Below are 26,474 nucleotides of genomic sequence, written 5' to 3'. Positions count from 1 at the left end.
GCGCAGAATACCGAGCTGCTTGCCATAGGAGATCTTTTCCTTCACGGCTTATTGAATCTAGATTTATAGTTTTGTAAATATAAAAGGTGAAACGTCTTATCTTTAAGTCGTCTTCGACTTGTGTTCTACAGGAGTAATAATGGTGACAAATAAGCATGATCTGGCTCATGAAAAATAGCGCCGGCCCAAGGAATTCCTGAGCCTGACGCTTGTGATGTCCGCGTTTTTAACGATGTGTAGAGTTATTATTTCGGTTGAATAACCATGCTGTTGAACGAATCGGCTTCCAGCCCAATGTGAAGGGTCTGTCCTTCTTCAAGCGTTAGATATAGGTCACGACGGTCCTGGAATGGATTGTTGATGACAATCACAAGACTGTTATCCGGGTTGCGGAAAGCGACGGATTTACCGCTCCAGGCGCCAGACAGGCCGACTCTTCGAGCACCAGGAACAATATGATGTGCGAAGTGCTTCATCACATAATACTCGGGGTTCCGAGTAACCTCCGTCGTGTCCGGATCTATCGTAATCATGGAGTTCTGCTCCCAGCCCCATGTACTGCGGCCTTTCGGTTCCAGAACCATGTTCCAGTAGATATACGCGTTCACTCCGTTGCTGAAGTAATGCTGGTAGAGGTTATATACATATTTGGCGTAGTTCCATGAGTTGTTGCCATCGCCGCATTCATTCTCGGTCTGCATATAACGAAGCTCTGGATAACTTGCTGAGGTACGTTGAATGGCATTTTTGCCTGCCCATTGATATCCAACACCTTTGATATAGGAATAGGCCTTGGGATCACTCAGGACAAGCCCGGCGTACTCGTCGAAGTCGTTTGTTTTTTTCTTGATCAATTCTTCCCATGGATCAGGGGCGTTGATCGTTCCCAGCCAGATTTCCGTATCCAGACCGTGTTTGTCAAAAGCCGGGCCCAGATAATCGGCGATGAACTCACGGAGTTGCTCACCTGTCCACATGCAAGAAGGGAATTTCTGATCTGCAATCACTTCGTTCTGCACATGTACCTGATGGATGGTTATGCCTGCTTCACGGTAAGCCTGTACAAATTTTACGAAATACAGGGCGTAGGCCTCCAGAATATCTTTCTCCCAACGAAGCGTGCCATAGTTATAGGCTTTAGGTGACTTCATCCACGTTGGCGGACTCCATGGCGAGGCGAAGAATTGCAGGTTCGGGTTATAAGTCAGAGCTTCCTTGATGTAAGGAATCAGATATTTGAAATCACGTTCGATCGAAAAATGTTCCATGGCCACGTCACCGTCCACCTCGTTGTGGCTATACCACTGCTCCGCGTAATCACTTGCGCCGATGGGCAGGCGACAGATGTTAAACTTGTGCTCACCCTCCGGATGGAAGAGAGAATGGAATACCTCGCGGCGTTGGTCCTCATTTAAGTGGGATAGAGCCATATAACCAAGCTCGTTGAAACAGCCACCAAACCCTTCTACAAGCTGGTGCTGCTCCCCTGTGAGCTTTAAGTTAGCGTTTTCATTTGTTGGTACAAAAGATAGCGCTCTCCACGGGTTGTCTTGGGTTGTGGAATAACCAGTGAGCGTGAATGTCATGCGAATCTCCTCCTCGCGTGAACCTTAGTTGTCATATATATTACGTTCAGTATAACAACTCCCACTGCAAAAGAAGATGTGCTAAACCACGTGAAATTTACCCTAATCCAAGATGGAGTATCACGAGTTCATGTCCGTACAGACAGATCATATAATGTAATCGCTTGTGATTGCCGCAACCCATATACCATTATCCAATGTCGTAGCACAACTGTCATAGCGCAACGAAAATCCCCGCTGATTGTTCAGACGGGGACTTTCGCTGTATTTTTCTTATGGCTGTACACTTTCACCAAGCTGTTTATTTTCAAAAACCAGAATCGTTTTACTGCTTCCGATGTAACCAACAGAGGTATTGAATTGCTCCGAAATAAAGCGAACCGGTACAAATGCTTTGCCATTTTTCATCAAGAGAGGAGCATCATGGATCGCAAGCGCATCATTCACGACGACTTGTTTATTGCCCACGCTCCAACGGATGGTCTTGTCATTCTGTGTGATCACGGCTTCTCGCGTACCGCTGTTCCAGTTCACACTGGCGTTTAACTGCTCCGAGACAAAGCGCAGAGGCACATAGGTCCGGCCTTCATCGATAAAAGGTGCAGCATCCAGTGCGTACGCACGATCACCTACATAGGCGGTGGTGGACCCTTCAATCAGACGCTGAAAGCTGCCCTGCGGCGTTCGTTTCTGCTCCCGCACATTCATCCGGTTCAGAAGCTGCATCGTATGACTGCCGCTCGCGACATCCAGATAGTTGTTCTGCACCGTGAGTCCAGCAGGCTCAACTTCGGAGATAGACGTCTGAATACCGGATGATAACGAGGTGGACGCCGAGATATCCTGTATAGCATTCGTCGCTGACTGATCGCGGGTAAACGTAAAACCCTCAATCGGTGTCAAATCCCATACCCGGTTGTTGGATAATTTCAATACGTCCAGATTGGAATGCTCACGTAAAGGTTCCAGATCGTAGATCTGATTGGATTCTGCATTCAGCTCCGTTAGCCCAGTCAGTCCCTCAAGCCCCTTGAGGGACTGTACTTGGTTACCGGATATATCAAGTGTCCGCAGCCGTGTCATGTGCTCCAGTGGTGTCAGATCCGTGATTTGGTTGCCTGCCACATTCAGATTCCGAAGCGTATTTGGCAGTTCAGCCAGTACATCCAGCGTCTGAATCTGGTTATTCGCCACATTGAGTTGTTGGAGCCGCTTTTTACTCATGAGCGGTGTCAGATCGCTAATTGTATTGTTTGAGATCTCAAGCCACTTCAGTGCATCCGCATCCGTGAGGGCCGCAAGACTGGCAATCTGGTTACCACTCGCGTGGAACGTATGTAATCGGGTGAACCCACGTACAACCTCTATGGAAGAAATGGAATTGTTGCTGATATACAGCCGTCCCAAGTCTTTCAATTCAGCAAGTGCGTGTATGGATGTAATATAATTGTTGCGAACATCGATCTCGCGAAGCTGGGTCAGGTGCTCCAGCGGTGTGAGATCCTCAATCTCATTTCCGTATAATCGGAGGTGAGTCAGGTTGGTTGCATATTCCAGACCCGACAGGCTTTGAATACCTGCATTGCTCAGATCTACCACTTCAAGCTGCTCCAGATCAGATGAAGTCAGTGGAACATCCAGAGGTTTGTTCAGGATTAGCTTCAGTCCGTCTTCAAGTAGAGGATCTTCAATGATTCCCTCGCCCAAGTCCGTAGTCGTGTAAGCCATTGCTTGCCCCGATGCCCCGAGACTCAGGATGAATACTAGAAATAGTAGAGTCATTCTTCTCATTGCATGCATTCCCTCCGATTCCGTTGATATAAAATATAAAATACTCCGAACAGTCGTAATCGTAAGGTTGTTCTGCTCCCGGAGTGTTCAGTGTAAATGGAACAGTTTAACATATACAGGTTCCGCTAAAAGCACATCTATAGTTATTAACCCGTCAACGGGAAAAAGGAACAAGAGATTTCGTAAATAGGTATTTCTTCTACTTCTATTCTATATGAAACAAACCCTGCTCTGCACTCTTCGGAGACATCTTTATCAAAAAAAATTGCACATCGCCCACAGACCCTATTCAACCCACCCTTAAAACGGGTATAGATGAAGTAAAGATGCCAATATGGAGGGGAAGATGTGAGTATGCGCCAAGCCATGATCATTAGCAATCCATCGTCAGGTAAGGAAGAGGCCGAGCAGTATGTGTCCCAAGTCAGAGAAATTCTGGAGTCACAGCAGTATGAGGTGGTTGTTAACGAGACAGCCGGAGAAGGCGATGCGACCAACTACTGCCTGAACGCCTGTAAGGACGGCTGTGATCTGGTCATTTCCATCGGAGGCGATGGTACGCTGCATGAGACGATTAACGGCATGATGGATCAGGAACATCGCCCTCGATTGGGAATCGTACCTCTGGGTACGGTGAATGATTTTGCACGTGCGCTGAATATCTCGCTTGACCCGGAGGAAGCCATTAGGCAGTTACGTTCCGATCAGACTCATATTGTGGACCTGGGGAAAATCAATGATCGCCTGTTTGCCAATGTGGTGGCTGCAGGGTCTTTGGCAGAAGCCCTATTCTCCGTATCCTCGGAAGAGAAGTCGAAGCTGGGATCATTCGCATATCTGAAAGAAGGCTTGAAAGACCTGGTGAATACACCAGCCAATCAACTAACCGTTGAATATGAGGACCAGATTTGGGAGGGAGAATCTCCTCTTTTTCTGGCGGCACTGACCAATTCGGTTGGAGGATTCGAGAAGTTATCACCGGATGCTGCGGTGGACGATGGTCTGATTCATTGTTTTGTTGTTCGTAACATCAGTGTGTTCAACAGCCTGACCCTGGGCACTTCCCTGTTGTTTGGTAGTCTGAAAGACCATAAGGATGTGGATTATTTTACGGCAAAAGAAGTTCGTGTTCACTCATCTGAAGCCATACGCACCAATGTAGATGGTGAAGAGGGCCCTGCCCTGCCGATTCACATCACTGTCCTGCCAAGACATATTGAGGTTATCGTACCGGAAAACGTATAACTCACTCCTGTGTAATGATAGGCTGAGACTCAGAACCTATCATTTCTCCATATAATTGTAGGATAAATCTATTGAAACCGATTGCAGATTTGTGTCACAATCAAAGGTAAGATACACGATAATATTCGAATATGGAGGGAAAACATCTTGAGAACCATTAAATTGGGCAGCAGCGCACTAGAAGTACCTGTAGTGGCCGTGGGCTGCATGCGGATTAATTCACTAGACGGCAAGGAAGCCGAACATTTTGTTCGTTCTGCAATGGAGGTTGGCGCGAATTTCTTTGATCATGCCGACATTTATGGTACAGGAACATGTGAGGAGATCTTCGCCGAAGCGGTGCAGATGAATCCCCAAGTTCGTGAAAATATGATTCTTCAATCCAAATGCGGTATCCGCAAAGGCATGTTTGATTTCTCCAAAGAGCACATCCTTAATTCGGTGGATGGTATCCTGCAACGTCTGAAAACCGAATATCTTGACGTTCTGCTTCTGCACCGTCCAGATGCTTTGGTTGAGCCTGAGGAAGTGGCGGAAGCCTTTGATCAATTGGAGCGTGAAGGCAAAGTGCGTCACTTCGGGGTGTCCAACCAGAATCCGAACCAGATCGAATTGTTGAAAAAATACGTGAAACAGCCACTGGTAGCCAACCAGTTGCAGATGAGTATTACCAATACCACAATGATTGACAGTGGAATCAACGTGAACATGGAGAATGACGCTGCGGTTAACCGTGACGGCAGTATCCTTGATTATTGTCGTCTGCATGATATCACGATTCAGCCATGGTCTCCGTTCCAGTACGGATTCTTCGAAGGTGTATTCCTGGGTAGCGACAAGTTCCCGGAATTGAATGCGAAGATCGACGACATCGCTGCGAAGTATGACGTGAGCAATACGACGATTGCAATCGCGTGGTTGCTTCGTCACCCTGCACAAATGCAGCCAGTGACAGGCACAATGAATATTGAGCGTCTGCAAGACTGTGTGAAAGCGGGAGATGTTCATCTCACTCGTCCAGAGTGGTATGAAATTTATCGTGCGGCAGGCAATATCCTGCCTTAAATCCAAGTTATAGTGAGCATACTGACTACTGAGTCAGTTGAGAACACGAGCCCGTAGATGGCTCGTGTTTTTTGTCTGTTTTCAGGTTTGATGTCAGGCGAGTTTCCGATATAAAATAAGGATAGATAACTTTGTTATAATTAAAGGATTAAAATGGTAGTAATACAAATTAGTTGAATTTATTATATTGACCGCTACTTTCTAATTACATATAATTACTTTTGCATACCGATAATCCTGTTTATGGTTTTTATTTTGGAGGGTGGTGTTCGTTTGGAGCCGACAACCACGATACGCGATCATTTGGAAAGTTATCTGAAGCGTGAACAGATGTCCATTAGTCATTTTTCAGAGACGTCAGGGATTAATTCGGGTACGCTGAGCAATATTTTGAATAAAAATCGGCCTATTGCCATGCAGCAGTTGGATCGTATTACTTCTGCCATGAGATTGGAAGAGGGTTACTTCTATGAGTTATACATAGATGAGTGTTTCGTGCACGCAACACCGGACTGGCGAAGACTGGGGCCCTTCCTTCAACGCTGTGCCGAGTTGGACAAGTTAAACTGTATTGAAGAGGTTATTCGTCTGATGATGGATAATCTATCCTATATTCCTTTGTTATTTGAAGTGGCTGAAGAATTCTACCAAGCGGGTAAATTCAAACCGGCTATTCTTCTATATGAAAACATCGCCGAAAGTGAGAAAATGCAACATTCCGAGCGGCTTGCACTCTGTCAATATCGACTGTTCAGGTTGGGACTGACGAATGATCAGCAACGGAATCTGATTATCGCTGCCCGGTTTGAATACTATGTGGATCGGTTGGATGAACGCTACCAGTTGGATGCGCTTAATGAACTGATTAATGCTTTTGCATCACTCCACAGATGGAGCAAAGTTCAGGAGCTATCTGAAAAGCTGAAAGTGAAAGCAACCATCCATTATGAGATGAATGGCCGAAGGAAACAAGAAGAGACTAAACGACCTATCGTTTTTTATATTATGTATGCTTACTTAGCATCGGGAAGTGCCCATTTCCACTTGAACAACTATGAAATGGCATTGAAGTATGTTGCATTGTACACCGATTACAGTTGGGTGAAAGAACCTGAACCTGAGGAAAAAGTGGTCATTCATCAATTTCAGGAATGGGCTGAGGGTAACCGTTATATATATCAATTAATGGCCGGACAGTTTGAGGTATTACCTGATTATCTGGTCTATATCTCGACGAAGGAAAATGAGATTTTCCCAGCGCTATGTGATATTGTAACGGCGGCTAACCGCTATGATATGAATATTGATCATGTACTTGAGCAGTATGAGTCTTACTTCACTTATCAGGAACAGAGCAATCGGATTGGGAAAGTAAGCAAGCAGGTTACCGATGATCGATATGTTCGTCTTTTGGCCGGATTAGGAACATATTATCTTAAAAAAGACAGGTTTGCAGAGGGATTAGATTTTGTCCTCCATAGCTTGAGATTTTCTATTGAAATTAGCGATGGACGAGGTATGCTTAGAGGTGTCGGATTGTTTGAACAATATAGGGACTATGCGTCTGACACAGCTATAAAGCAGTACAAAATCTTGATTGGTGAGGTGCAGAAACTCAATGAAGAGAAAGCTGGCTTTGCTGATAGTTACATGTAGTATAGTGGTGAGCATCGTAGCCCCTGTTACTGGACCTGCTCCGACTGTGGGAAGTCCAGACCCTTCAATCTACCGAACGAATGATCACGGTTTGGGGACATAAGCCTGAACCAATGGACGCTTCTGATTTATTTCAGAGGCGTTCTTTTTTGTGTATTGAAGTGGAAGAATAAGTATGTCGTATCTTACACGCGCTTTTGATTGGCATAATACACTAAAATATGACAAAAAGGAGGGATACTATGGATCGCCTGGATTTGATATCACGGATCGAAGATGCCAGACAGTTGTTATATCGCATGCATATGGAATACGGCAGTCTGCTTCATCCGGAAGTGATCCAGCAATCCGTAGTCCTGGACGGTCTTATTAATCAATACAACAGAGCCAAGGTAGGAAAGGCAATGAGTTAAGTTCGCCTATTTACATTTGCGTCTTTGTATACTATAGTTAGTTACATGATTAACTAACCGACTAACTGACTAATGAATACGTATGAAAGTTGGAAGCACATGAAATCGACTTTGGATGAATCTCAGCCTATTTTTCATCAGATTGCCACGATGATTATGGACGATATTGTGGAGGGCAGATTGAAGGTGGAAGAACAGGTTCCCTCAACCAATGAACTGTCACGCTTCTACAATATCAATCCGGCTACAGCCCGCAAAGGACTGCAGGAACTCGTGGACAAGGGGATTATATACAAACAGCGAGGTGTTGGAATGTTTGTTGCAAAGGGAGCAAGAGAAGCATTGCTCGTTGAACGGAAGCAAGATTTTTATGAAGAATACATCAAGCCTTTACTTGAAGAAGCCAGACGGATTCACATGAATGAAGACATGATTATTGATCTGATTCGCGGCAAGAAGGATAAGGAGAGTGACTTATGATTCATATGGAGCAGGTCAACTACAGCTACCAGAAGACACCCGTTCTAAACCAGGTTACGCTACATGAGAGTGAGCCGATCATTAGTGCCATCTGGGGAAGAAATGGAGCGGGGAAAACAACACTGATGAGTTTACTTGCAGGGCATAATCGCCCGGACAGTGGATCCGTTCAGATCATGGGTCAAGACCCCTATAATAATCTGGCAGCCCAAGAGCATCTGTGCTACATCCAGGAGAATCATCCCCTGGGGAAAAACTGGACAGTTAGTGACATGGTTCAAATGGGACAATATTTTCATCCGCAGTGGAATCAGGATTTGGCGGAGCGTTTAATCGATGTGTTCGAACTACCGGGGAAGAAAAAGATCATTAAATTTTCGAAGGGTATGAAGACTGCCGCCCAGATTATATTGGGTCTTGCCAGTAATGCAAAGATAACCATTCTAGATGAACCTACCAATGGACTCGATGCGGAGAAGCGTAAATTCTTCTACAATGCGCTTCTGGAAAGTTATGAAGATAACCCGCGTCTGATCCTGATATCCAGCCATCATATTGAGGAGATTCAGCCCTTATGTGAGTCGCTTATCGTTTTGCAGGACGGAGAGGTGTTGTTAAATCAGCCGATGGAAGAGATGCGCGAAAAAGGAGTTCTTCTAACAGGGAGAATTGACGATATTAATCAAGTCACAGCAGATGTTAAAGTTATCGAATCTTCCCAGATGGGATCGACATTGAAAGTGATGATTGATGAGCCATACTCGAAAATGTGGAAGGATATTGCTCATGCGCAGGGGCTTTCCATTGAGAAGGCGACATTACAGGATTATTTGGTTAACAGAACCCGTAATCAAGAGGGGGTTAAACCATGAACGCAGTAAAAGGCACGAATCGACTGATTCGGGATGATATGCGTTTGTATTTAGGCATATTTTCATCCATTGCGGTCATGCTCACCGTTGTATATCTGGCAATTGGTTTCATATTTGATGTCTCGTATGCCACACAACTGTTTGGTCCCATGTACGGAGGGATATGCACGTTTGCGATCGGGGGAATCATTACACTGTTTCCGGTTGCGATTGGTATGGGCAGTACACGAATTCAATTCATGAAATCCTTCTATATGAACTCGGTATGGATGGTTGCAGGCACTATGGTCATTTTGCATGTGGTGTATTTCCTCATACACCTGCTTCAGGAAAAAGGGATTGTTGACGTTACCCTCTATCAGCCAGGCATGTTGTATTCAAGTGAATATCATTTCTTATCCTACCTGTGGATTGATCTGATGTGTGGCTTTCTCGTACTGGGAGTCTCTGTCTTCCCGACGGTTTGTTGGATGCGTTTGGGGTTGCGTAACTTTTTCATTATGTTCTTTGGGGTAGGCTTGGTCATTACGCTGATCATTACATTGGGCGATCTTGGTGAGTTTACGTTGTGGATTGCTAGGGTCAATCGCATGACACTGTTCACTGTTCTGGGATGCATTGGTGGTGCGCTACTTCTGTCTACGTATCCGATGATGAAGAATGCGCCGCTAACCATGAAATCCAAAAAAGACTAACGGGAAACTGTTGTATAAAGAAATCTGTATAAGTTGAACTAATCATTTACACGATAACGGAGGAATGAAATTCCACTGTAATCAGAAAAACACGAGGTGCGAACGCGCCTCGTGTTTTTGGTATCATCCTAAATCGCTGAATATACCTTCAACAATCTTTGTGCAATCCAAACTAATGTGTATGCGCGTTAAGCTTGAGTCTGTGGTTTGAAGCCTTCGTCTTTGAGGTACTCGCCGGCTTCGCTACGCGTTTCAAAAGCCATATCCAGATTAACACCGGAATACACATACCACATGTCATCTTCGTATTTTAAAGTCAGCGTATGTCCATCCTCATCGACCCATGTTCCGCCACCCGTAGAGGTTGTAGACAAGGCAGGAGCAACAGCTTTTACTTGTTCTGGCTCTTCGAATTCAACTGAGTTGGGATTGTGAGACATCGCTTGGATCGTTTCATCTAACAATGTGCGCAGATCTGCTTCGGAGTAATCACGAATATTGACGAATCCTTTAGCATCGGTCTCATAGTCAGGCAGCAGCCCTGCATAGATATAACCGTTACCGTTAGGGTGAATATGGAGAGCAACAATTTTTTTATCATACGCACTATCCTCGTAGTGGAAATTAACACGACCGAGAGAAACATCTTTGCGTTGCAGTTGGGGATACGATTGTAGCACTTCAAGCTTTTGTTCCACGTTAAGCATAATTGCCTCCTGTAAATGTTCAATAGAGGTGATTATAACATGCCCTCCAGTTAATTTCCCGATAAAATACTTCTCCCCAGTTCTTTCAGGTGTTCCATAGCTTGCAGATAAGGATAAGGTCCATAGCTTACGCGAGCTACACCGAGTGCAGCAAGTTGTTTTGGTGAAGGTTCAGAAGAGGTAACCATGACGTTAATTGGCAGCGGCGAACGCTCACACAATTCTTGAATCAGTTGGTGATCCTGCAAACCCGGTACGAACAGACCGCTGGCTCCTGCCTCTGCATAATGGTTCGAACGTATAAGTGCTTCCTCTAGGAGAGATTGGTTATGGTGTTCAGGTGCGTGTTGTAGAAAAATATCTGTGCGGGCGTTAATGAACAAGGGTATGCCTGCTTGCTCGGCAGCTTCCCGGGCGGCGGACAGCCTAGGGCATTGCTCCTCCACAGTGTACAATCCCGAACCAGCGGAGAGTTGATCTTCAATGTTGACTCCTACAGCACCATGATCGATGACTTGCAGGATATTTTGCTTTACTTCTGACACCAACCTCCCATACCCTCCCTCTATATCGATCGTTACAGGCAGATCCACGCTCCCTGTAATCCGTGCGAGATTGGCAAGTACCAGATGGAATGACAGGGCTTCCCCATCTTGCTCACCATGGGCCGCAGCCACAGACCAGCTTCCGGTTGCAATGGCCGTTGCTCCAACCGATTGCATGGCTTTTGCGCTTCCAGCATCCCACACATTGACCAGAACAAGTGGTTTTCCTTTCACATGGCTTTTTTGGAACAACGCAGCTTTTTCTTCTAAGGTACTCATATTATGTTGACTCTCCTTTGTTATATCATGCATTCCTTTGGACATTTGATGCGTACTCCATTAATTCATTCCGTTTTTCAGCTATCCTGTTCCTGTTTCTCGTGAGTCAAAAGCCAGTTTTTGCGAGTTAATCCCCCGCCGTATCCGCCCAGTTCACCACTGGCATTGATTACTCGGTGACATGGGATCACAATCGCAAGCTGGTTGGCCCCATTCGCCTGTGCCACGGCTCGACACGCAGTTGGTTTTCCCAGTGCATTCGCAATATCCTGATACGACCTCGTCTCCCCTGCCGGAATGGCTATAAGCTCGTCCCACACACGTTTTTGAAATGGTGTTCCTAAACAGAACAACGGTGTGTCGAATGCTGTCCTTTCGCCCTGAAAATACTCGTTTAATTCTCGCTCAATGGACTGTATGGGAGCCGTAGTACCGGGAACAATAGACGATTTGGTTCGTTTGCGCAGACGCTCAACCTCGCGCTCCAAGCCTCTTCGGTCCACAAATTCCAGTAAATATAGAGCCTCGTCATCTGCAATGGCCATCATCGGACCAAGGCGGGTGTCAATCCAGGACGCTTTCAGGACATGCCCTTCATCAACTTGTGTAGGGGCGGCACCCATGATCCGTGAAAAGGCATCGCGGAAGCCGCTGCTTGACTCATATCCGGTAGATAGTTGACTGTCAATCACGGTGCGGCCGGAGCGAATATTTTTTAGTGCAAGTCCCATGCGGCGGGCACGGGCATATTCGACAAAGGTCATGCCGAACCGCTTCTTGAATTGTCGGCGCGCCGTGGACTCATCGATGGAGAGGGCCTTGAAATCCTGCTCTTTCCAGCGTTTCTCCGGTTGTTTCTCGACAGCTTCCACCAGTATGCGAACGACATCCGATACTTGATTGGGGTGAGATAACGGGCGACAGCGCTGGCAAGGGCGATACGAAGCCAGAAGTGCCTGCTGAGCCGTCTCATAGAATTCGCAGTTTTCGAATTTTGGCTTTCGCGCCGGGCATGTGGGACGACAGAACACACCTGTGGTTCGGACCCCAACATAGAATAAACCTTCGTATTCCGAATCCTTGGCCACAAGCGCCTCGTAATATTGTTCCTTTAGATCATCAGAAATCATGGGGCACGTCCTTACCTCGTTAGAATCTTAATCTTTATCCCATTATAGAAAAGTGTTACAGCAAGCATCGCCGAAAATCAGGCATGAATATTCGATATGTTGAATTTGATTGGAGAAGGAATTGGTTTTGTTCAGAATTTGTTTAGAGTGAACTGGTAATATAGACCTATCCAAGTAGAGTGATTTAGGCAAAGATGCCTATTTGGTAAAAAAGATGATTATTGACGGTTCATTGTTATAGGAAAATTACATAGGTAAGCATGAAAAAACTAAAACTAAAGATTAGCGGAACGAAAGTTTGGAGGTCGACTAGAATGAGATATTCCACGTACAAAAGTATTTATGAACCCGTTTATACAAAAACGTCCGAGTCTCGCACCATGTATGTCAAAAAGCAATTCATGCAGCGTGTAAAGATGCCAACCTGGCTTTCGAAGATGATCATCATAGCCCTAATTATAATCATAGGATGCAGTGCTGTATTCACCGTATTTGCTGGGGATGAACAGTTGTTATCAGGGGACCAGGTCGTTGTATCTCAGGGAGATACGCTGTGGAGTATTTCTTTGGCGCATAAACCTCAGCAGATGGATACGCGTGTATATATAGAAGCGGTCAAAAAAGTAAATGAACTGGAGCAAAACTCCATTCGAATTGGACAAGTTTTAGTCTTGCCAGGATTTGATCGATAAAATAAACGGTGCATGACGTCATTAACAGAGTTCTTACTTTATTCATCGAGGTACATTCGCATACTGAATTCATTAATCATTTACATATAATGGAGCTTCATGAGGGACGATATGGTGTAGTGATTAGTAAGTGGTGTGCTATATAAGTTGAACTAAAGAATATTTACACTGACACTACGATGACAGAATAACCTTCCAATCGCTGTTATCCCCAGATTTTTTGATTCCCTTTTCTTAAAGGTAAAATCCGGGGATAAAGGCGAACGCTTCGCTTTTTCAGGTTTTTTCTGTCCTCTCCGTTATCGTGTAAATGATTAGTTCAACTGATATAGACATATGTGCTGTAGATAGATGAAGGGAGAATGAGATGATGAACATGAATATAAAGAAATCTGCACTTTGCATGTCTGTGCTCTGTATTTCGCTATTCGTCAGTGCCTGTGGTGCCAAAAATAATAACGAATCCGTTCAGGAGCATGCCTATCCGCAATCGAAGCAACCCATAGAGAAAGCTGGGGAAAGCTCTGTTCCCAATGCGGATGCGAAGAATAACAATGACCAAGGCAGTACCAGTGGTGATGAAGGAAAGCCTACGGCGCAATCGGAATCCACTGAACCGTCGGAGCAGATTGATATCGTCATCGACCAGTCAGAGAAACCGATGGAGGGCAATAGCTTTGATTTTGGAATTAAACAGGTTCCGAAGGGTTATGCACTAACGGAGATGAGATGGACGTCTAACACGGTGACGATTGTGAATTCGCTACAGGAAGCTATTGAACATGGTGGGAATGGTGAAGAGGGCTTTTACTTTAGCGGCAATGGACAATTCTCCGGCTTTATCTATTCGGATGAGATGAAGGGCGAGCGCGGTAAAGCTACGTTTGTGTTCACGAATGATGAGGGGAACGAAATCATGTCCGAGAAAGAAATCACGTTGAAGTAGCAGGCATATCATGAAGGCTCCGTCTGGAGCCTGATGAACAGGAAAAGCAGCCACTGGGGCTGCTTTTTTTGACATACCTAATTACAAGATCGCCGATCCATCTGTTGCTACATAAAGTCAAAGAAATAACGGACCACGTGGAACATAACCGGAGAGGTATAGGTCAGGCTGTCGACCCGGCTTAGGTAGCTTTTTTTGAGCGAATCGAACTTGTTATCATCCCCGATTAATAGATCGCGCTTCAGTACAGATACCGTCAGAATACCGAAGAATCCAGCCAAACTGATCAGTACCCCGATGAACAGCGAGAATTTCCAATCAAATGGCGTCAGGTAGGGATGGATAAAATAAGACGTTGCTGTCGTTACAATAAATGCACACGCGAACCCTTCCCAAGTGACAAATGGGTTAGCGGTGGGCACCACTTTTCGTTTGCCCAGATAGAGAGAAACCAGATAATGCACCACATCATTAAGCTGTGTTAACACGACGAGGAACAGTACCAGCTTGGAGCCATACTCCGGTGTGGCGAAAGGGAAATAGGCCAGGTGGCTCAGTCCGAACACCATCAGCATTAATCCCCATTGTGTGGAGCTGACACTGCGCAGGAACCCGACCGTACCTTTGTTAATCAAGCGTGGCAAGGGCAGCACCAGGAACACATATAGCGGAATAAACACGATAAACATGCCATACCATCCAATGTAGATCCAGTAGAACTGAACCGGAATCGCCAGATACGCCCACAGGAACAGCCTGCGGTCGGCCTTGCGCGTACTGCGAATCATGGAGAAGTATTCTTTGAGTGAGAAGAATGCAAGCACCATGAGGGAGATCAGGGACACAATAGGATTGAAGAGGGTAGCTAGGCAGAAGATGACAAACATGCCCCACCAGGTTTTGATTTTTTGGCCGATGCCTGAATAGTCTTTGGTTGGCTGAAGCTTTGCAATAACTTTGTACACGATATGTATCACAAGTAAAGCTGTGAAGATTAGCGTTAGTGTAAAGAGTGAACTGCTCACGTACCGATCACCTGCTTATTCAAAGTAAGATTCCATTATAGGGTACCTATGTTATTATGAAGGAATAGTGCCAACTTGATAAGGGGAAATTTTGCTATGACAGATGAACGCTCCATCTATATCTTGCTTACGAATACAGGAACGTTGTTTACCAAGGTTATTCAGAGCTATACCCGAGCGCCATATAATCACGCATCGATCTCATTTGACCGGGAATTAACGGAGTTGTACAGCTTCGGCCGCAAGCATCCGAGCAATCCGCTGAACGGCGGGTTTGTGAAGGAAGATATCCAGACAGGTACATACAGCAAGTATCCCAATACGACATGTGTCATATATGAGCTTCAAGTGACAGATCGTGAAGTGGAAAAGATGAAACGTGTGCTACACATCTTCATCCGCAGCCGCCAGAAATATATGTACAATCTGCTCGGCGTGATCGGCATTACGCTCAAGGAGCCGGTGGAGTTCAGCAACTCCTACTTCTGCTCCCAATTTGTAGCTGAAATTCTACAGCGTTCGGGAATCAAACTGTGGAACAAGCTTCCGGCACTGGTGACACCGGATGATTTTCGCCAGAGTGAACGATTGAAATTGGTCTATGAAGGGAAGCTAAGCGAATATACGCTGGGCAATGCAGAGCAGGAATAGGGTAGGTGCGTGTGCTGTGAGCTCTCAAGTAAGATCAACAATAAAGCAGCCTGCTGCCACGGATGAAGAGGCAACAGGCTGTTTGTGTACTTCATATGGATGATGGTGGGGATGATGATCGGTCGAAATTAACCTCTTCGAGGAATTCAATCACTTCACCATTCGGACTGTGGACGAGCGCATTTCTAACCCGAAGTGCAGGTTCTCCAAGCGATAACCAATCCGGTTCAACATAGGCCTTGGCCCCATATGCGAGCGCTCGCTGATAGATGTCTTCTACATCGTGCACGTAAAAGGCGAAATGTAATAGTGCGCCGTGCCGGACCGCTTCAGGAGAGGTGGCAGGTTCACCCTCCGCAGGAATGACGGCTTTGGGGTCAAACACCTCAATGCAGGTGCGTTGATCCGGAGAGATCAGCATACATGCCTCCGTAATGTGGAAGGAAGGCAAACTCCAAGAGTGACCGACCTTGAATCCTAATACTTTTGTGTAAAACTCCAGGGTATCTTTATAATTTCGGGCCTGAATAGCCACATGTGCAAGTCCTATAACACTCACATTCATCGCTCCCTCTTCAGATTGTATTCTAAAGTATAGGGACAATATCGCGTTGGAACCATATGATATCAAAGGATATAATGAGATAAAATCAATACATTCTTAGCTAATTTATCAGGAAAACCTTATTAAATAAGGCGACGACTCGGAGGTCTTACCAATGGAACACATGATAGATGAGATCGATCAGCAGATTATGCGTTTGCTGCAACATCATGCACGTATGCCCATTGCACAGATTAGTAAAGAAATTAATATGTCTCAGCCTTCCGTTAAGGAAAGAATTCTGAAACTGGAGGAGAGAGGTGTGATAACGGGCTATTCGACCATCTATAATCTGGCCCAATTAAACCGTGGAACCACGACGTTTATTTTGCTCAAAACAGAGCATTGCGACGAGTTGGTCCAGTTCTGTGAACAGGCCATCGAAGTCACGGACGTTTATCGGATTAGCGGTGAGTATAACTATCTGATCAAGGTACAGACGGCGTCAATTGAAGAATTGGCCGAGTTCCAGGATTCACTGGTGAAGCTGGGACCCTCGAAATCCCATATCAGCATGAAAAATATCATGGAAAATCGTATTCTCCTCTAGGTGATGAAGTTCGTTGTGCATATGCACAATGAATTTCGTCCTTTCATCAATATTTATTCTGGCCTCCAGCAACTATAATGAAAGCGTGTTCAACAAGTGCATGGGGGGCAATTGACAATGGAACCATTAACGATTAGCTGGATTGGTGCTCTGGCAGGACTGGCTATTGCGATCATTTTGATTTTGAGGAAGCTGAACCCGGTCTATTCTTTATTTCTGGGCGCAATTGTAGGCGCTTTAATTGGCGGAGCGAACCTGGAAGAGACCGTAAACATACTGGTGGATGGCACACAAAGTGTCATGGGAACCGTACTCCGCGTACTGGCTGCCGGGGTGCTTGCGGGTGTGATGATGGAATCGGGAGCCGCGGAGACGATAGCGCAGGCGATTGTACGTAAATTTGGCGGAAGTAAAGCCATTCTGGCGCTAGCACTGGCCACGATGATCATCACCGCCGTTGGGGTATTTATCCCCGTGGCTGTGCTGATCGTTGCACCGATTGCCTTGTCTGTAGGTAATAAAATGGGCATATCCAAATTGGCCCTGCTGCTGGCCTTATCGGGTGGGGGCAAGGCGGGGAACATTATCTCCCCGAATCCCAATACCATTGCAGCAGCGCGAGGATTTGATCTGGATCTGAGCAATGTTATGCTGGCAGGCGTTATTCCAGCGATCTGCGGCTTGATTGTAACTGTAATTGTAGCTTCAATGCTCAAGAACAAGGGTGTAATGGTTACTGATCAAGAAGCAGAACAGGGCGATGTAGATACATCGAAGTATCCGCCACTTGGCAAAGCCATTGTTGCCCCATTGGTTGCGATCATTCTGTTGATGATCAATCCCATCGGCTCTATCGCGGGTATTGAAGCATTGTCTACTTTTAAAGTGGATGCGATGTACATTCTTCCAATAGCAGGTATCATCGGTATGTTGGCGATGGGACAAGGTAGAAACATCGTGAAATACTCAACCGCAGGATTAAATAAAATGACAGCAACCGTGCTCATTCTGGTGGGTGCAGGTGGGATAGCGGGACTTATCTCTGCTTCTGATCTGTCAGGTCAGGTGGTGGGTCTGATTGAAGCATCCGGAATATCCGGTACCTTCCTCGCACCGATCGCGGGAATTCTGATGGCGGCAGCGACGGCTTCGACGTCGACAGGAGTTATTTTGGCAACAGGCTCCTTCGGTGACGCCATTCTGAACATGGGCACAGCGCCGCTCGCAGCTGCCGTGATGGTGCACACGGGGGCAACCGTTATTGATTCCTTACCACAAGGAAATTATTTTCACGTGTCGGCTGACAGCATGAAGATGACGATTCGTCAGCGGATGGGCGTGATTCCATATGAAGCGATTGTGGGTGGCACGATGGCTATTGTAGCGACGTTACTGTACGGATTTATTCTTTAATTCTTTAATCTAACGGATGGAGTGAGAGAGATGAGAGAAACTGAAGAGACTAGAGAGAAGACATTTGTTCTGGCACCAGATTCGTTCAAAGAAAGCATGACAGCGAAAGAAGTATGTGTCGCGATGGAAAAAGGATTGCGTAAGATATACCCGACGGCAAGTTATATCCATGTACCCATGGCAGATGGTGGGGAAGGCACGGTACAGTCCCTTGTGGATGCTTCCGGTGGTTCCCTTCACCAGCAAGAGGTGAGCGGACCATTAGGTCATACAGTGACTGCCCAGTATGGCATTCTGGGTGACGGAACAACGGCGGCCATTGAGATGGCATCGGCCAGTGGCATACATCTGGTAACCAAAGAAACCCGAGATCCGCTACGGACGACAACCTATGGAACGGGCGAGTTGATTCGAGCGTGTCTGGACCGAGGCATACGCAAAATCATCATCGGCATTGGTGGCAGTGCGACTAATGATGGTGGTGCCGGCATGGCTGAAGCGCTTGGCGCTAAATTTCTGGATGAACAGGGTCAGCCACTTGCACGGGGTGGAGGGGCTTTGGATCAACTGGCCCAGATTGATGTGTCGGGTCTGGATGAGCGTTTGCAGGAAGTGGAGTTCATTGTGGCCTGTGATGTGACCAATCCGCTCTGTGGGGAGCATGGTGCATCAAGGGTGTTTGGGCCGCAAAAAGGGGCTACTCCAGAGATAGTTGAGCAGCTGGATGCGAACCTGTCCCATTATGCAGATGTGGTAAAGCAGCAGCTGTACAAAGATATCCGTGATATACCCGGTGCCGGAGCGGCTGGCGGACTGGGTGCGGGACTTTTGATTTTTACACAGGCAGTGTTGCGTAAAGGCGTTGAAATTGTCATTGAATATACGGAGTTACGTGGTAAATTAATTGCTGCGGATGTCGTATTTACGGGCGAAGGCGGTATCGACTTTCAAACGAAATTTGGCAAGACCCCCTATGGCGTTGCTCGGGCAGCCAAGGAAGCGGGTAAACCTGTAATTGCCATTGCAGGCTACGTGGGCGAAGGGATTGACACCCTTTACGGGGAAGGCATTGATGCCATATTTGGTATTGTGCCTGGGGCAGCAGATCTGGAGCGACTATTGCGAGAAGGCCCGGAGAATGTGGAGCGTACAACCGAGAATATTGCCAGGGTGCTGAAGCTGGGTCTGCTATCTTAGGTGAGTATTTTGCATAAGGTCGTACGGGGACGTATTGGACTGAGATGTGACAAAGACGGGATACGGATATGCCTGAGATCAGGTGATCTGTGTCTCGTCTCTTTGCTATCCTCGAAGCTGTTCTGACGCTACTGATAGAACGCGAGTAGTCCGTGGGTGAGCTCGATGAGCTCCAGCCAATTACGCGGGTCTTTGCCCGTCAGGGTCTGTATGCGTTTGAGCCGATATTGAAGGGTATTGCGATGAATATTGAGATGGTCCGCTGTTGTGGTCATGCTGCCGTTATGATGGATAAAACTGCGCAGCGTATCTAGCAGGTCAGCTGTATCCTCAAGTTTGCTGACGATATTGGCATGCGGTGTTAGATCAGCCGCGCTGAATCGTACCAAAAAGGGCACATCCTCATACCGAATGATCGGTGAGTCTGGTTGAAGCGCCAGCAGGATGTTCATCACACACCGGGCCTGTTCGTAACTGGTGGCGATATTCGCTTCTTTTTGGCTGACGGCGATGAATGCTGCGGGTGTGATCTGTCTCAAACGCTGAATCATCGGATCAACGTCTGCTTCATTCTGGATCAGGATGATCTGTGTGTCGCCATCACCTTCAACAGAGAATGAAGGAACTTGGAGCAATATTCGGATGATCTCAGTGTCAGCCGCGATGGATTTCCCGGGGAAACGGACATATAGAAGAACGGTCGGCAATTGCAGATCAATCCGGTATTGCAGAGCTTCCTTTTTGACCTTTTGTGAGTAGGAACCCGATTGGTTCAGCAGTCGTTCGATAAAGGCTTTTTGACGTGAAGCTTCATGGGCCATACTTTCCAATTGATTACGCTGTTCGATCAAGAGAGACACGGTAGTACGCACGATGTTGCAGAAAGGTCGAACTTCATCCGGATGACCGGATATGCCAATGACTCCGACATGCTGCTGATTGATTAGAATCGGTTCGTTGGTCCCCATTTTCTCCAGTATACCATCCTGCCAAACTTCAATCCTGCTTCCTGTCGTTAACGCGCGGACAGCACCCTGATGAACTGTGCCCACACGTTCCTTCTGACCACTTCCAATAATAATGCCATGTTCATTCATAATGTTGATGTTGTATGGGATGTCCTGCATCATTTTATCGACAATGTCCTGTGCCTGTTTTTCCGAAAGCTGCAACAACGAAGCTCCTCCCCTTCCATCTCATCGTGCTAAATGCGCATCTTCTCTGATGATCATTCCGCCCGATACCATATTGTGCATCTGAACGAAATTATAGAGCAATGGTAAGGCTTACACAAGCAGGGCGGTCAGGATTAAGGTGTTCCTGGAATGGCTGGATTGTTGGATACCTGATACCTTGCTGTGGCATTTCATTTTATAGTTGTTATTCAAGTCGCTTCGCTCGTGTTACCCTTGTCCGTTATGGCACCTTGTGTGCTGTTCAGGTAGTTCAGATGTTCTTTGCCCCAACCACACATGCCGTCCAATAACGTGCTGATCGTCTGGCCGTGTTCGGACAGGCTGTATTCCACCTTCGGTGGAACATCCCCATAGAGCGTGCGCACAATGATTCGATCCTGCTCCAGCTCGCGCAATTGTTTTGTTAATGTGCCCTGGGCTACATCAGGAATCATGCGTCGTAGTTCACCAAATCGTTTCGTACCTTCCTTCAATAAAATAAACAAGATAAGTGGTTTCCATTTCCCATTAATGGTCTCCAGCGTTGTTAATACTCCCTGTAACCTGGGTTCTTGTAAATCCATAGTAATCACCTCAGTTTATACGTCTATATGTATCTCCATCATAACGGTTTTTCGTGGTCTCTGCTCGATCGTCTCTATGAAAAAATGGGGGAAAACCGTGGTGAGCTGCTCCAATAGTACGAATATTCGTACTAGGTACGATGTAAATGCGTACTATTCAACGTTCTTCATTTCATGAATAATGAACACAACGTGAGAGCACATGCACTTATATAACCGGAGATGAGAGGATGAGCATAGATGAGTCACTATACATTGGAGAATAAACGGGTCGTTGTTATTGGCGGGAGCTCAGGCATCGGACTGGCTACGGCAATTCAGGCAGCAGAGGTAGGTGCGGATGTGATTATAGCAGGCAGATCAGCGTCCAGACTGGAGGAAGCGAGGGAACAGATTGCGAAGGTTCTAGGCAAAGGCGAGCATGGGGAAGCGGTGGTGGAAGTTCATGTATTGGACAATCAGGATGAACAGCAACTCGAAGCATTTTTTGCCCGAATCGGCACGTTCGATCATCTGTTCACACCAGGTGCTGCCTACACCCGGGGACCACTGACATCGGATCGGGACACGGCAGAGAGTTGTTTCAAAGGCAAGTTCTGGCCTCAATACTTTGCGGCTAAATACGCTGCACTGCATCTTTCGACTTCCGGTTCGATCACGTTAATGTCTGGTGGATTCAGCCAGCGCCCATTGGATGGCGGTGCTTCCTACGCTGCATGTAACGGTGCAATTGAGAGTCTGGGTAAAGCACTCGCTGTGGAGTTAGCACCGGTTCGTGTGAATGTCGTATCCCCTGGAACCATCTGGCGGGAAGGGCAGGAAGGCACGCCGCGCGGCGAGCATTTTAAAGATTATGAGAAGCTGTCCCTGCTCAAGCGGGTTGGTTACAATGAAGAAATTGCACATACTGTTACGTATCTAATGACGAATACGTTCACTACGGGCAGTACGTTGTATGTGGATGGCGGGTACACCTTGATTTAACAGCTGAAGTTATATAGGTCTAAAATAATGATTTTTCAAAAATAAAATGATGAATTATGACGAAAAAAGTTGAGATCTATCCTGTTTTTTTACTACGGGGTGGATCTTTTTCCTTTTATTTGCTCTTTTTGTTTAGATTCTGTTTATCGCAGTGCAATACAATAGGCCTTACGTATCAGAGGTAATGGATTTGTGTGTAAAAAACATGAGATAGGGAGGATCAATTACATGAATTACAGAAAAATAATTAGTTTGATGCTCATCTTGGTGCTGGTAGCACCATGGCTGGCTCCAGCAGCAAAGGTTAGTGCAGGTGGATCAAGCCCTGTGCCAGGCAATAATGGACTAATCACAGTCAAGCTTACTGATGATAATAACATAGAGGTGCGTTGGGGTGCTGGTTTCTCTGACACCACGGAAACTCGTAACCTAAAATATCAGGTCTTTGTTTCCAATACTTCTAATCTGAACAACATGACAGAGATCAGGGACAATCTAGAATATGGAGACGAAGATTGGGTGTTGGGTTCAGCATCTAATGACGATACGTTCTCCAAAATATTTCAAGGTTTAGATACCAGCGAAACGCTCTATTATAATGTGATGGTTGTAGATCAAGATGATATGGAAGCCTCCTATCAGATGAAATCATTCAATCCGAATACACAGCTGAGTCCGTTGGAGCAATTCAACAATGTTAAAGAGAGAAAAGTTTTGGATCATTACACCGATTTTATACCAGAAGTAATGGAGCTGTTTAGTAACAAAGACTTCTTAGCTGATCCCGATTTTGAATCGTTGTCTGAGGATGAGCAATATGAGATTGCAGAGTACATGTTAAAGGAGTCAAGCCCACCAGCATCTAGTAGATATGAGAGTAAGGAACAAGTCCAATATGTAGTGCAATTAGCCTTGCAAGCTCGGAATCTTCCTCGAGAAATTGGTGGACTTGACTCCAGAGAAGTCCTTGATGCATTTTTTAATAAACAAGCAGAGCGACTACAGCTACAATTTCATAGCCATGAAGAAGATAATGAGTACTATGAACGTATCCACTATTATCTTGATTCCTCTGAAATTGAAAGACGTATGGCAGCTTTTAGATATGAGCGTAAACTCACCGGAAATCTTGATATTTCACAAATACTCGATTATACAAAATCTTCCTTGGATGATACCCCTTTTATCAATAAGGTTGAAACACTTGGTGATATGGAAGACGTTTTACAAGATATGTACGATATTCAGACAGGTATTGAAGCATACAATGCCGATGAAGAAAATCAAGAATATTCACTTAGATTATTCCCTCTGGATATCAGCAAATGGGATAGTTTGATAAACGAAGAACGGGAACAATTAGCAGACCATATGCTTAATGAGAGACCACTTGGTGGATATGCAAGTTTTGAAGAAATTCAGACTGCATTTAATAAATTTTTCCCTGATGATAACGATAGCGATCCATTGACTGCCTTAAATGCTGCAAAAAGCAACTCTAACAGAGATACTATGCGTGTAGCTATGGAAAATCCGGCTCTGGGTATTACGTTGCCTGCTGGCTACGATACGTTAACCCCGCAGGTTAAAGAATTTATTGCAGGATTCCTCATCCGATATGCAGAAAAAGATTTTAAGAATAAAGATCAGGTTCAATATATGATTGAGCTTGGTGTCTTGGTACAATCTCTATGGGAGCAGAATGAACTTACTGCTCTTGAAAATACACTGGATGCATTTGCTCAGAAATTGAAAGATGCATCAAATTACTTTAATGATCAACAAGCAAATGAATTTAGCACTTATGGTAAAGATTACTTGAAACGTACCAATGAAATAGATAAAAATGTTTTTGCTTATAGATTCTTGTATTCAATAGCCTACGAAAAGTTGGAAGGCTATTATCAAGGAGATATTGTGGAACCTATGATTGTGCTATATCTTTTCACTGAATCGTATCAGTCTATTGATAAGGCTACCAAGTTAATTCCAATGAATCAATGGCTAGAAGATGCTATGAACGTTCAAATTGACGCGGAACCTTTCTTCGAGAAATACGAATTTGATCTTACAGGCGCCCTCGATGTATCCAAAAGGGCAGAACTCAGTTCCGAAGATCGAAAGGAACTGGCAGAGTGGATGCTTACTGAACAAGACAGCTACGAGACTGTTGGGAATCTGCAATATGTATTTAATCGATTCTTTACGGCTCCTAATGTGAAGGGCAATGACATCAATAACACCCTAACGGGCTTGGACAGCACGATGGAAATCTCCTTTGACGACAAACTGCATTGGATTGACGTTGCCTCTATTCAGAAAACGGACTTTAGTGGTAATAAAACGGTATGGGTTCGTCATAAAGCAGTTAGTGATGAACTGCCAGGACGCGCGATAAAGATTGTCTTTACACAGAACGGTGATAGCAACACTGATAACGGTAATGGCTCAACGCCTAACCCGGGTGGAAACACTGGTGGTGGATCGTCCACGACCACACCAGTAACGTCTACCCCTGCACCAACAACGAAACAAGAACAGATCGTGGTTGACGTTAATGGGGCAAATGGTACCAACTTGACCAAGACACCGATCACCCGTACAACCGAAACCAACGGCACGATCAAAGATTTGGTGAAAATGACCGAAGCGATTGCCAAGGAATCGGTGGAAAAAGCGAAGCAATTAAACATGAATACAGCACGCATTGTCATTCCAGACACCAAAGATGCCGTGTCCGAGACACGTATTGAACTGCCTAAAGCAGCGGTAAAAGCACTGAATGATGGTTCACTCAAGCTGGAGATTTCTACAGAGAATGCGATCATCTCTGTTCCGACGAATTCCATAGCCGGATTCGATCAAGACTTGTACTTCCACGTTGTACCTTTGAAAAAGGAATCCGAGCGTAAGGAAGTCGAAGAGCGTGCGAAGAAAGAGCAATTGATTCAACAGATTGCTCCAAACACGAATGTGCGTGTACTGGCTCGCCCAGTAGAGATCGAAACGAATATGCAGAGCCGCGAAGTGACGTTGACTTTGCCACTGCGTGATAGTCTGCCAACCGATCCGGCTGCTCGTCAGCAAGCATTGGACAACCTGGCGATCTATATCGAACACAGTGACGGCACAAAAGAATTGATTCAAGGCAAATTGGTGAAACTCGCAGATAACAGCGAAGGCATCGAATTTACCGTAACCAAATTCAGTACGTTCACTCTCGTTGTTGTGGATGGACTGAAAGCTTCACAAAGTGCACATCCGCCGTACATCCAAGGTTTCGGTACAGATTTCCGTCCGGATGCCTTCGTAACACGTGCACAGATGGCAGCTATGCTGGCTCGCAATCTTCCAACTGAAGTAGCAGGTTCAGCGAATAGCGTGAGCTACAAGGATGTATCTGCGACACACTGGGCAACAAGTGACATTCAAAAAGCTCAATCCGCTGGCGTCATGAACGGCATGAGCAACACTCAATTTGCACCGGAAGGTTCGATCACCCGTGCACAGATGGCAACGATTGCGTATCGCTGGATGCAGCAACAAGCGAGTAATACAACAGTGAATGGTCCAGCAGTTTCCTTCACAGACGTATCCGCAGACCTGTGGGCAGCAGAGGCGATTGTATACGTGCAATCCGCTGGCCTGATGGTTGGTTACAACGATGGCACATTTAAACCGGACAGTAAGCTGACGCGTGCGGAAGCGGTGAAAGTGTTGAATGTATTGTTCAACCGGACACCTCTAACTGGCGCAGTTACGCCAACGTTCAGTGATGTACCAGCAACACACTGGGCATATGCAGATATTGAAGCTGCAGCGCAGTAATAATATCAAAGTAGATAAAGAAGGCCATCCTTGGGGGTGGCCTTTTGCAGTTTAACGAACTTGAATACAATCCAATGAATGTATTAGACAGAAACTTTGCTGTAACGAGTCCTAAAGATTAACATACTCACTCACTTTCGTTTTCGCATTCCTCGTAAAATTCTACATGCTGAGAAGAAATGCATGGGTCTATAGATTAAAATAATTACAGAAAAATGCAAGAAAAGATGAATTTCATAGGGGGATTGTTGAAAAATCACGAAAAAAATACGGGATTTTAATGTTTTTTCGCGATTTTACGCCAATTGTTCAGAATCCGTTCAGACCAAAGTACTAGAATGAAAAGTATAAATGATTCGAG

The 26,474-nt window shown here is 45.7% G+C and carries 24 protein-coding genes; 15 read left to right on the top strand and 9 right to left on the bottom strand.

The window, feature by feature from the left end:
- Positions 1–245: 245 nt before the first annotated feature.
- Positions 246–1,586, bottom strand: a complete 1,341-nt coding sequence (locus MKX75_RS28635) for a glycoside hydrolase family 30 protein (RefSeq protein WP_339167770.1) — start codon at positions 1,584–1,586, stop codon at positions 246–248.
- A 273-nt stretch (positions 1,587–1,859) separates the two neighbouring features.
- Positions 1,860–3,377, bottom strand: coding sequence for a leucine-rich repeat domain-containing protein (locus MKX75_RS28630; RefSeq protein WP_339167768.1), 1,518 nt, complete (start codon positions 3,375–3,377; stop codon positions 1,860–1,862).
- Between the two features lie 354 nt (positions 3,378–3,731).
- On the opposite strand from MKX75_RS28630, the gene MKX75_RS28625 reads away from it, so the two are divergent.
- From MKX75_RS28625 to MKX75_RS28595, 7 genes are all read left to right on the top strand, one after another.
- Positions 3,732–4,622, top strand: a complete 891-nt coding sequence (locus tag MKX75_RS28625) for a diacylglycerol kinase family protein (protein ID WP_076332133.1) — start codon at positions 3,732–3,734, stop codon at positions 4,620–4,622.
- Between the two features lie 147 nt (positions 4,623–4,769).
- Positions 4,770–5,687, top strand: a complete 918-nt coding sequence (locus MKX75_RS28620) for an aldo/keto reductase family oxidoreductase (RefSeq protein ID WP_339167766.1) — start codon at positions 4,770–4,772, stop codon at positions 5,685–5,687.
- A 273-nt stretch (positions 5,688–5,960) separates the two neighbouring features.
- Entirely contained in the window at positions 5,961–7,343 is a 1,383-nt protein-coding gene (locus MKX75_RS28615; protein ID WP_062836623.1) for a hypothetical protein, read from the top strand.
- A 242-nt stretch (positions 7,344–7,585) separates the two neighbouring features.
- Positions 7,586–7,756 (top strand): aspartyl-phosphate phosphatase Spo0E family protein, encoded by a 171-nt coding sequence (locus MKX75_RS28610; RefSeq protein ID WP_091035488.1) that lies wholly within the window; start codon positions 7,586–7,588, stop codon positions 7,754–7,756.
- A 99-nt stretch (positions 7,757–7,855) separates the two neighbouring features.
- Positions 7,856–8,236 (top strand): GntR family transcriptional regulator, encoded by a 381-nt coding sequence (locus MKX75_RS28605; protein WP_062837083.1) that lies wholly within the window; start codon positions 7,856–7,858, stop codon positions 8,234–8,236.
- Positions 8,233–9,108, top strand: coding sequence for an ABC transporter ATP-binding protein (locus tag MKX75_RS28600; protein WP_339167763.1), 876 nt, complete (start codon positions 8,233–8,235; stop codon positions 9,106–9,108). Before MKX75_RS28605 ends, MKX75_RS28600 begins: the two co-directional genes overlap by 4 nt.
- Positions 9,105–9,803 carry a hypothetical protein gene (locus tag MKX75_RS28595; RefSeq protein WP_076332130.1) on the top strand — a complete coding sequence of 233 codons (699 nt, stop codon included), beginning with the start codon at positions 9,105–9,107 and terminating at the stop codon, positions 9,801–9,803. The genes MKX75_RS28600 and MKX75_RS28595 overlap by 4 nt, the downstream gene beginning before the upstream one ends.
- 188 nt (positions 9,804–9,991) lie before the next feature.
- Here MKX75_RS28595 and MKX75_RS28590 read toward each other — a convergent pair whose 3' ends face one another.
- The 3 genes from MKX75_RS28590 to MKX75_RS28580 all read right to left on the bottom strand — a co-directional run bounded on the left by MKX75_RS28590 (position 9,992) and on the right by MKX75_RS28580 (position 12,464).
- Complete coding sequence (locus tag MKX75_RS28590; protein WP_339167762.1) at positions 9,992–10,510, bottom strand: hypothetical protein; 519 nt, start codon at positions 10,508–10,510, stop codon at positions 9,992–9,994.
- A 50-nt stretch (positions 10,511–10,560) separates the two neighbouring features.
- Positions 10,561–11,334: an isocitrate lyase/phosphoenolpyruvate mutase family protein gene (locus MKX75_RS28585; RefSeq protein WP_339167760.1), complete on the bottom strand. Its 774-nt coding sequence runs from the start codon at positions 11,332–11,334 to the stop codon at positions 10,561–10,563.
- 77 nt (positions 11,335–11,411) lie between these two features.
- Positions 11,412–12,464: a trifunctional transcriptional activator/DNA repair protein Ada/methylated-DNA--[protein]-cysteine S-methyltransferase gene (locus MKX75_RS28580; protein WP_339167758.1), complete on the bottom strand. Its 1,053-nt coding sequence runs from the start codon at positions 12,462–12,464 to the stop codon at positions 11,412–11,414.
- A gap of 314 nt (positions 12,465–12,778) precedes the next feature.
- Between MKX75_RS28580 and MKX75_RS28575 the strand changes: the two genes are divergently transcribed.
- Together MKX75_RS28575 and MKX75_RS28570 are read left to right on the top strand one after the other, a co-directional pair.
- On the top strand, positions 12,779–13,156 hold the full coding sequence (locus MKX75_RS28575) for a LysM peptidoglycan-binding domain-containing protein (RefSeq protein WP_076332127.1): 378 nt from the start codon (positions 12,779–12,781) through the stop codon (positions 13,154–13,156).
- 376 nt (positions 13,157–13,532) lie between these two features.
- The gene (locus MKX75_RS28570) at positions 13,533–14,102 is read left to right on the top strand and encodes a hypothetical protein (RefSeq protein WP_339167756.1); all 570 of its coding nucleotides are present in this window, start codon (positions 13,533–13,535) and stop codon (positions 14,100–14,102) included.
- Between the two features lie 107 nt (positions 14,103–14,209).
- On the opposite strand, the gene MKX75_RS28565 is transcribed toward MKX75_RS28570, so the two are convergent.
- Positions 14,210–15,127, bottom strand: coding sequence for a phosphatidate cytidylyltransferase (locus tag MKX75_RS28565; protein WP_339167755.1), 918 nt, complete (start codon positions 15,125–15,127; stop codon positions 14,210–14,212).
- A gap of 96 nt (positions 15,128–15,223) precedes the next feature.
- Here MKX75_RS28565 and MKX75_RS28560 point away from each other — a divergent pair, with 96 nt between their 5' ends.
- Positions 15,224–15,778, top strand: coding sequence for a hypothetical protein (locus tag MKX75_RS28560; protein ID WP_339167754.1), 555 nt, complete (start codon positions 15,224–15,226; stop codon positions 15,776–15,778).
- A gap of 91 nt (positions 15,779–15,869) precedes the next feature.
- On the opposite strand, the gene MKX75_RS28555 is transcribed toward MKX75_RS28560, so the two are convergent.
- The gene (locus MKX75_RS28555; protein ID WP_339167753.1) at positions 15,870–16,337 is read right to left on the bottom strand and encodes a VOC family protein; all 468 of its coding nucleotides are present in this window, start codon (positions 16,335–16,337) and stop codon (positions 15,870–15,872) included.
- A 160-nt stretch (positions 16,338–16,497) separates the two neighbouring features.
- On the opposite strand from MKX75_RS28555, the gene MKX75_RS28550 reads away from it, so the two are divergent.
- The 3 genes from MKX75_RS28550 (at position 16,498) to MKX75_RS28540 (ending at position 19,542) form a co-directional block, all read left to right on the top strand.
- Positions 16,498–16,932, top strand: coding sequence for an Lrp/AsnC family transcriptional regulator (locus MKX75_RS28550; RefSeq protein WP_339167752.1), 435 nt, complete (start codon positions 16,498–16,500; stop codon positions 16,930–16,932).
- A 117-nt stretch (positions 16,933–17,049) separates the two neighbouring features.
- Entirely contained in the window at positions 17,050–18,345 is a 1,296-nt protein-coding gene (locus MKX75_RS28545) for an SLC13 family permease (protein ID WP_145150568.1), read from the top strand.
- Positions 18,346–18,375: 30 nt separating this feature from the next.
- Positions 18,376–19,542: a glycerate kinase gene (locus MKX75_RS28540; protein WP_339167751.1), complete on the top strand. Its 1,167-nt coding sequence runs from the start codon at positions 18,376–18,378 to the stop codon at positions 19,540–19,542.
- Positions 19,543–19,670: 128 nt separating this feature from the next.
- Here MKX75_RS28540 and MKX75_RS28535 read toward each other — a convergent pair whose 3' ends face one another.
- Together MKX75_RS28535 and MKX75_RS28530 are read right to left on the bottom strand one after the other, a co-directional pair.
- Positions 19,671–20,717: a sugar diacid recognition domain-containing protein gene (locus MKX75_RS28535; protein WP_339167750.1), complete on the bottom strand. Its 1,047-nt coding sequence runs from the start codon at positions 20,715–20,717 to the stop codon at positions 19,671–19,673.
- Between the two features lie 209 nt (positions 20,718–20,926).
- A complete protein-coding gene (locus tag MKX75_RS28530; protein WP_339167748.1) occupies positions 20,927–21,301 on the bottom strand; it encodes a helix-turn-helix domain-containing protein in 375 nt (124 codons plus the stop codon).
- Between the two features lie 240 nt (positions 21,302–21,541).
- On the opposite strand from MKX75_RS28530, the gene MKX75_RS28525 reads away from it, so the two are divergent.
- On the top strand, positions 21,542–22,285 hold the full coding sequence (locus MKX75_RS28525; RefSeq protein WP_076332119.1) for an SDR family oxidoreductase: 744 nt from the start codon (positions 21,542–21,544) through the stop codon (positions 22,283–22,285).
- A 228-nt stretch (positions 22,286–22,513) separates the two neighbouring features.
- Positions 22,514–26,113, top strand: coding sequence for an S-layer homology domain-containing protein (locus MKX75_RS28520; RefSeq protein ID WP_339167747.1), 3,600 nt, complete (start codon positions 22,514–22,516; stop codon positions 26,111–26,113).
- The last annotated feature ends 361 nt before the right edge of the window (positions 26,114–26,474 follow it).

This window comes from Paenibacillus sp. FSL R5-0341 (genome assembly GCF_037975235.1).
GTDB classification, from domain to species: Bacteria; Bacillota; Bacilli; order Paenibacillales; family Paenibacillaceae; genus Paenibacillus; species Paenibacillus amylolyticus_A.
Note: the sequence above shows the minus strand (reverse complement) of the source record. Positions and strands in the feature narration are given on the sequence as shown.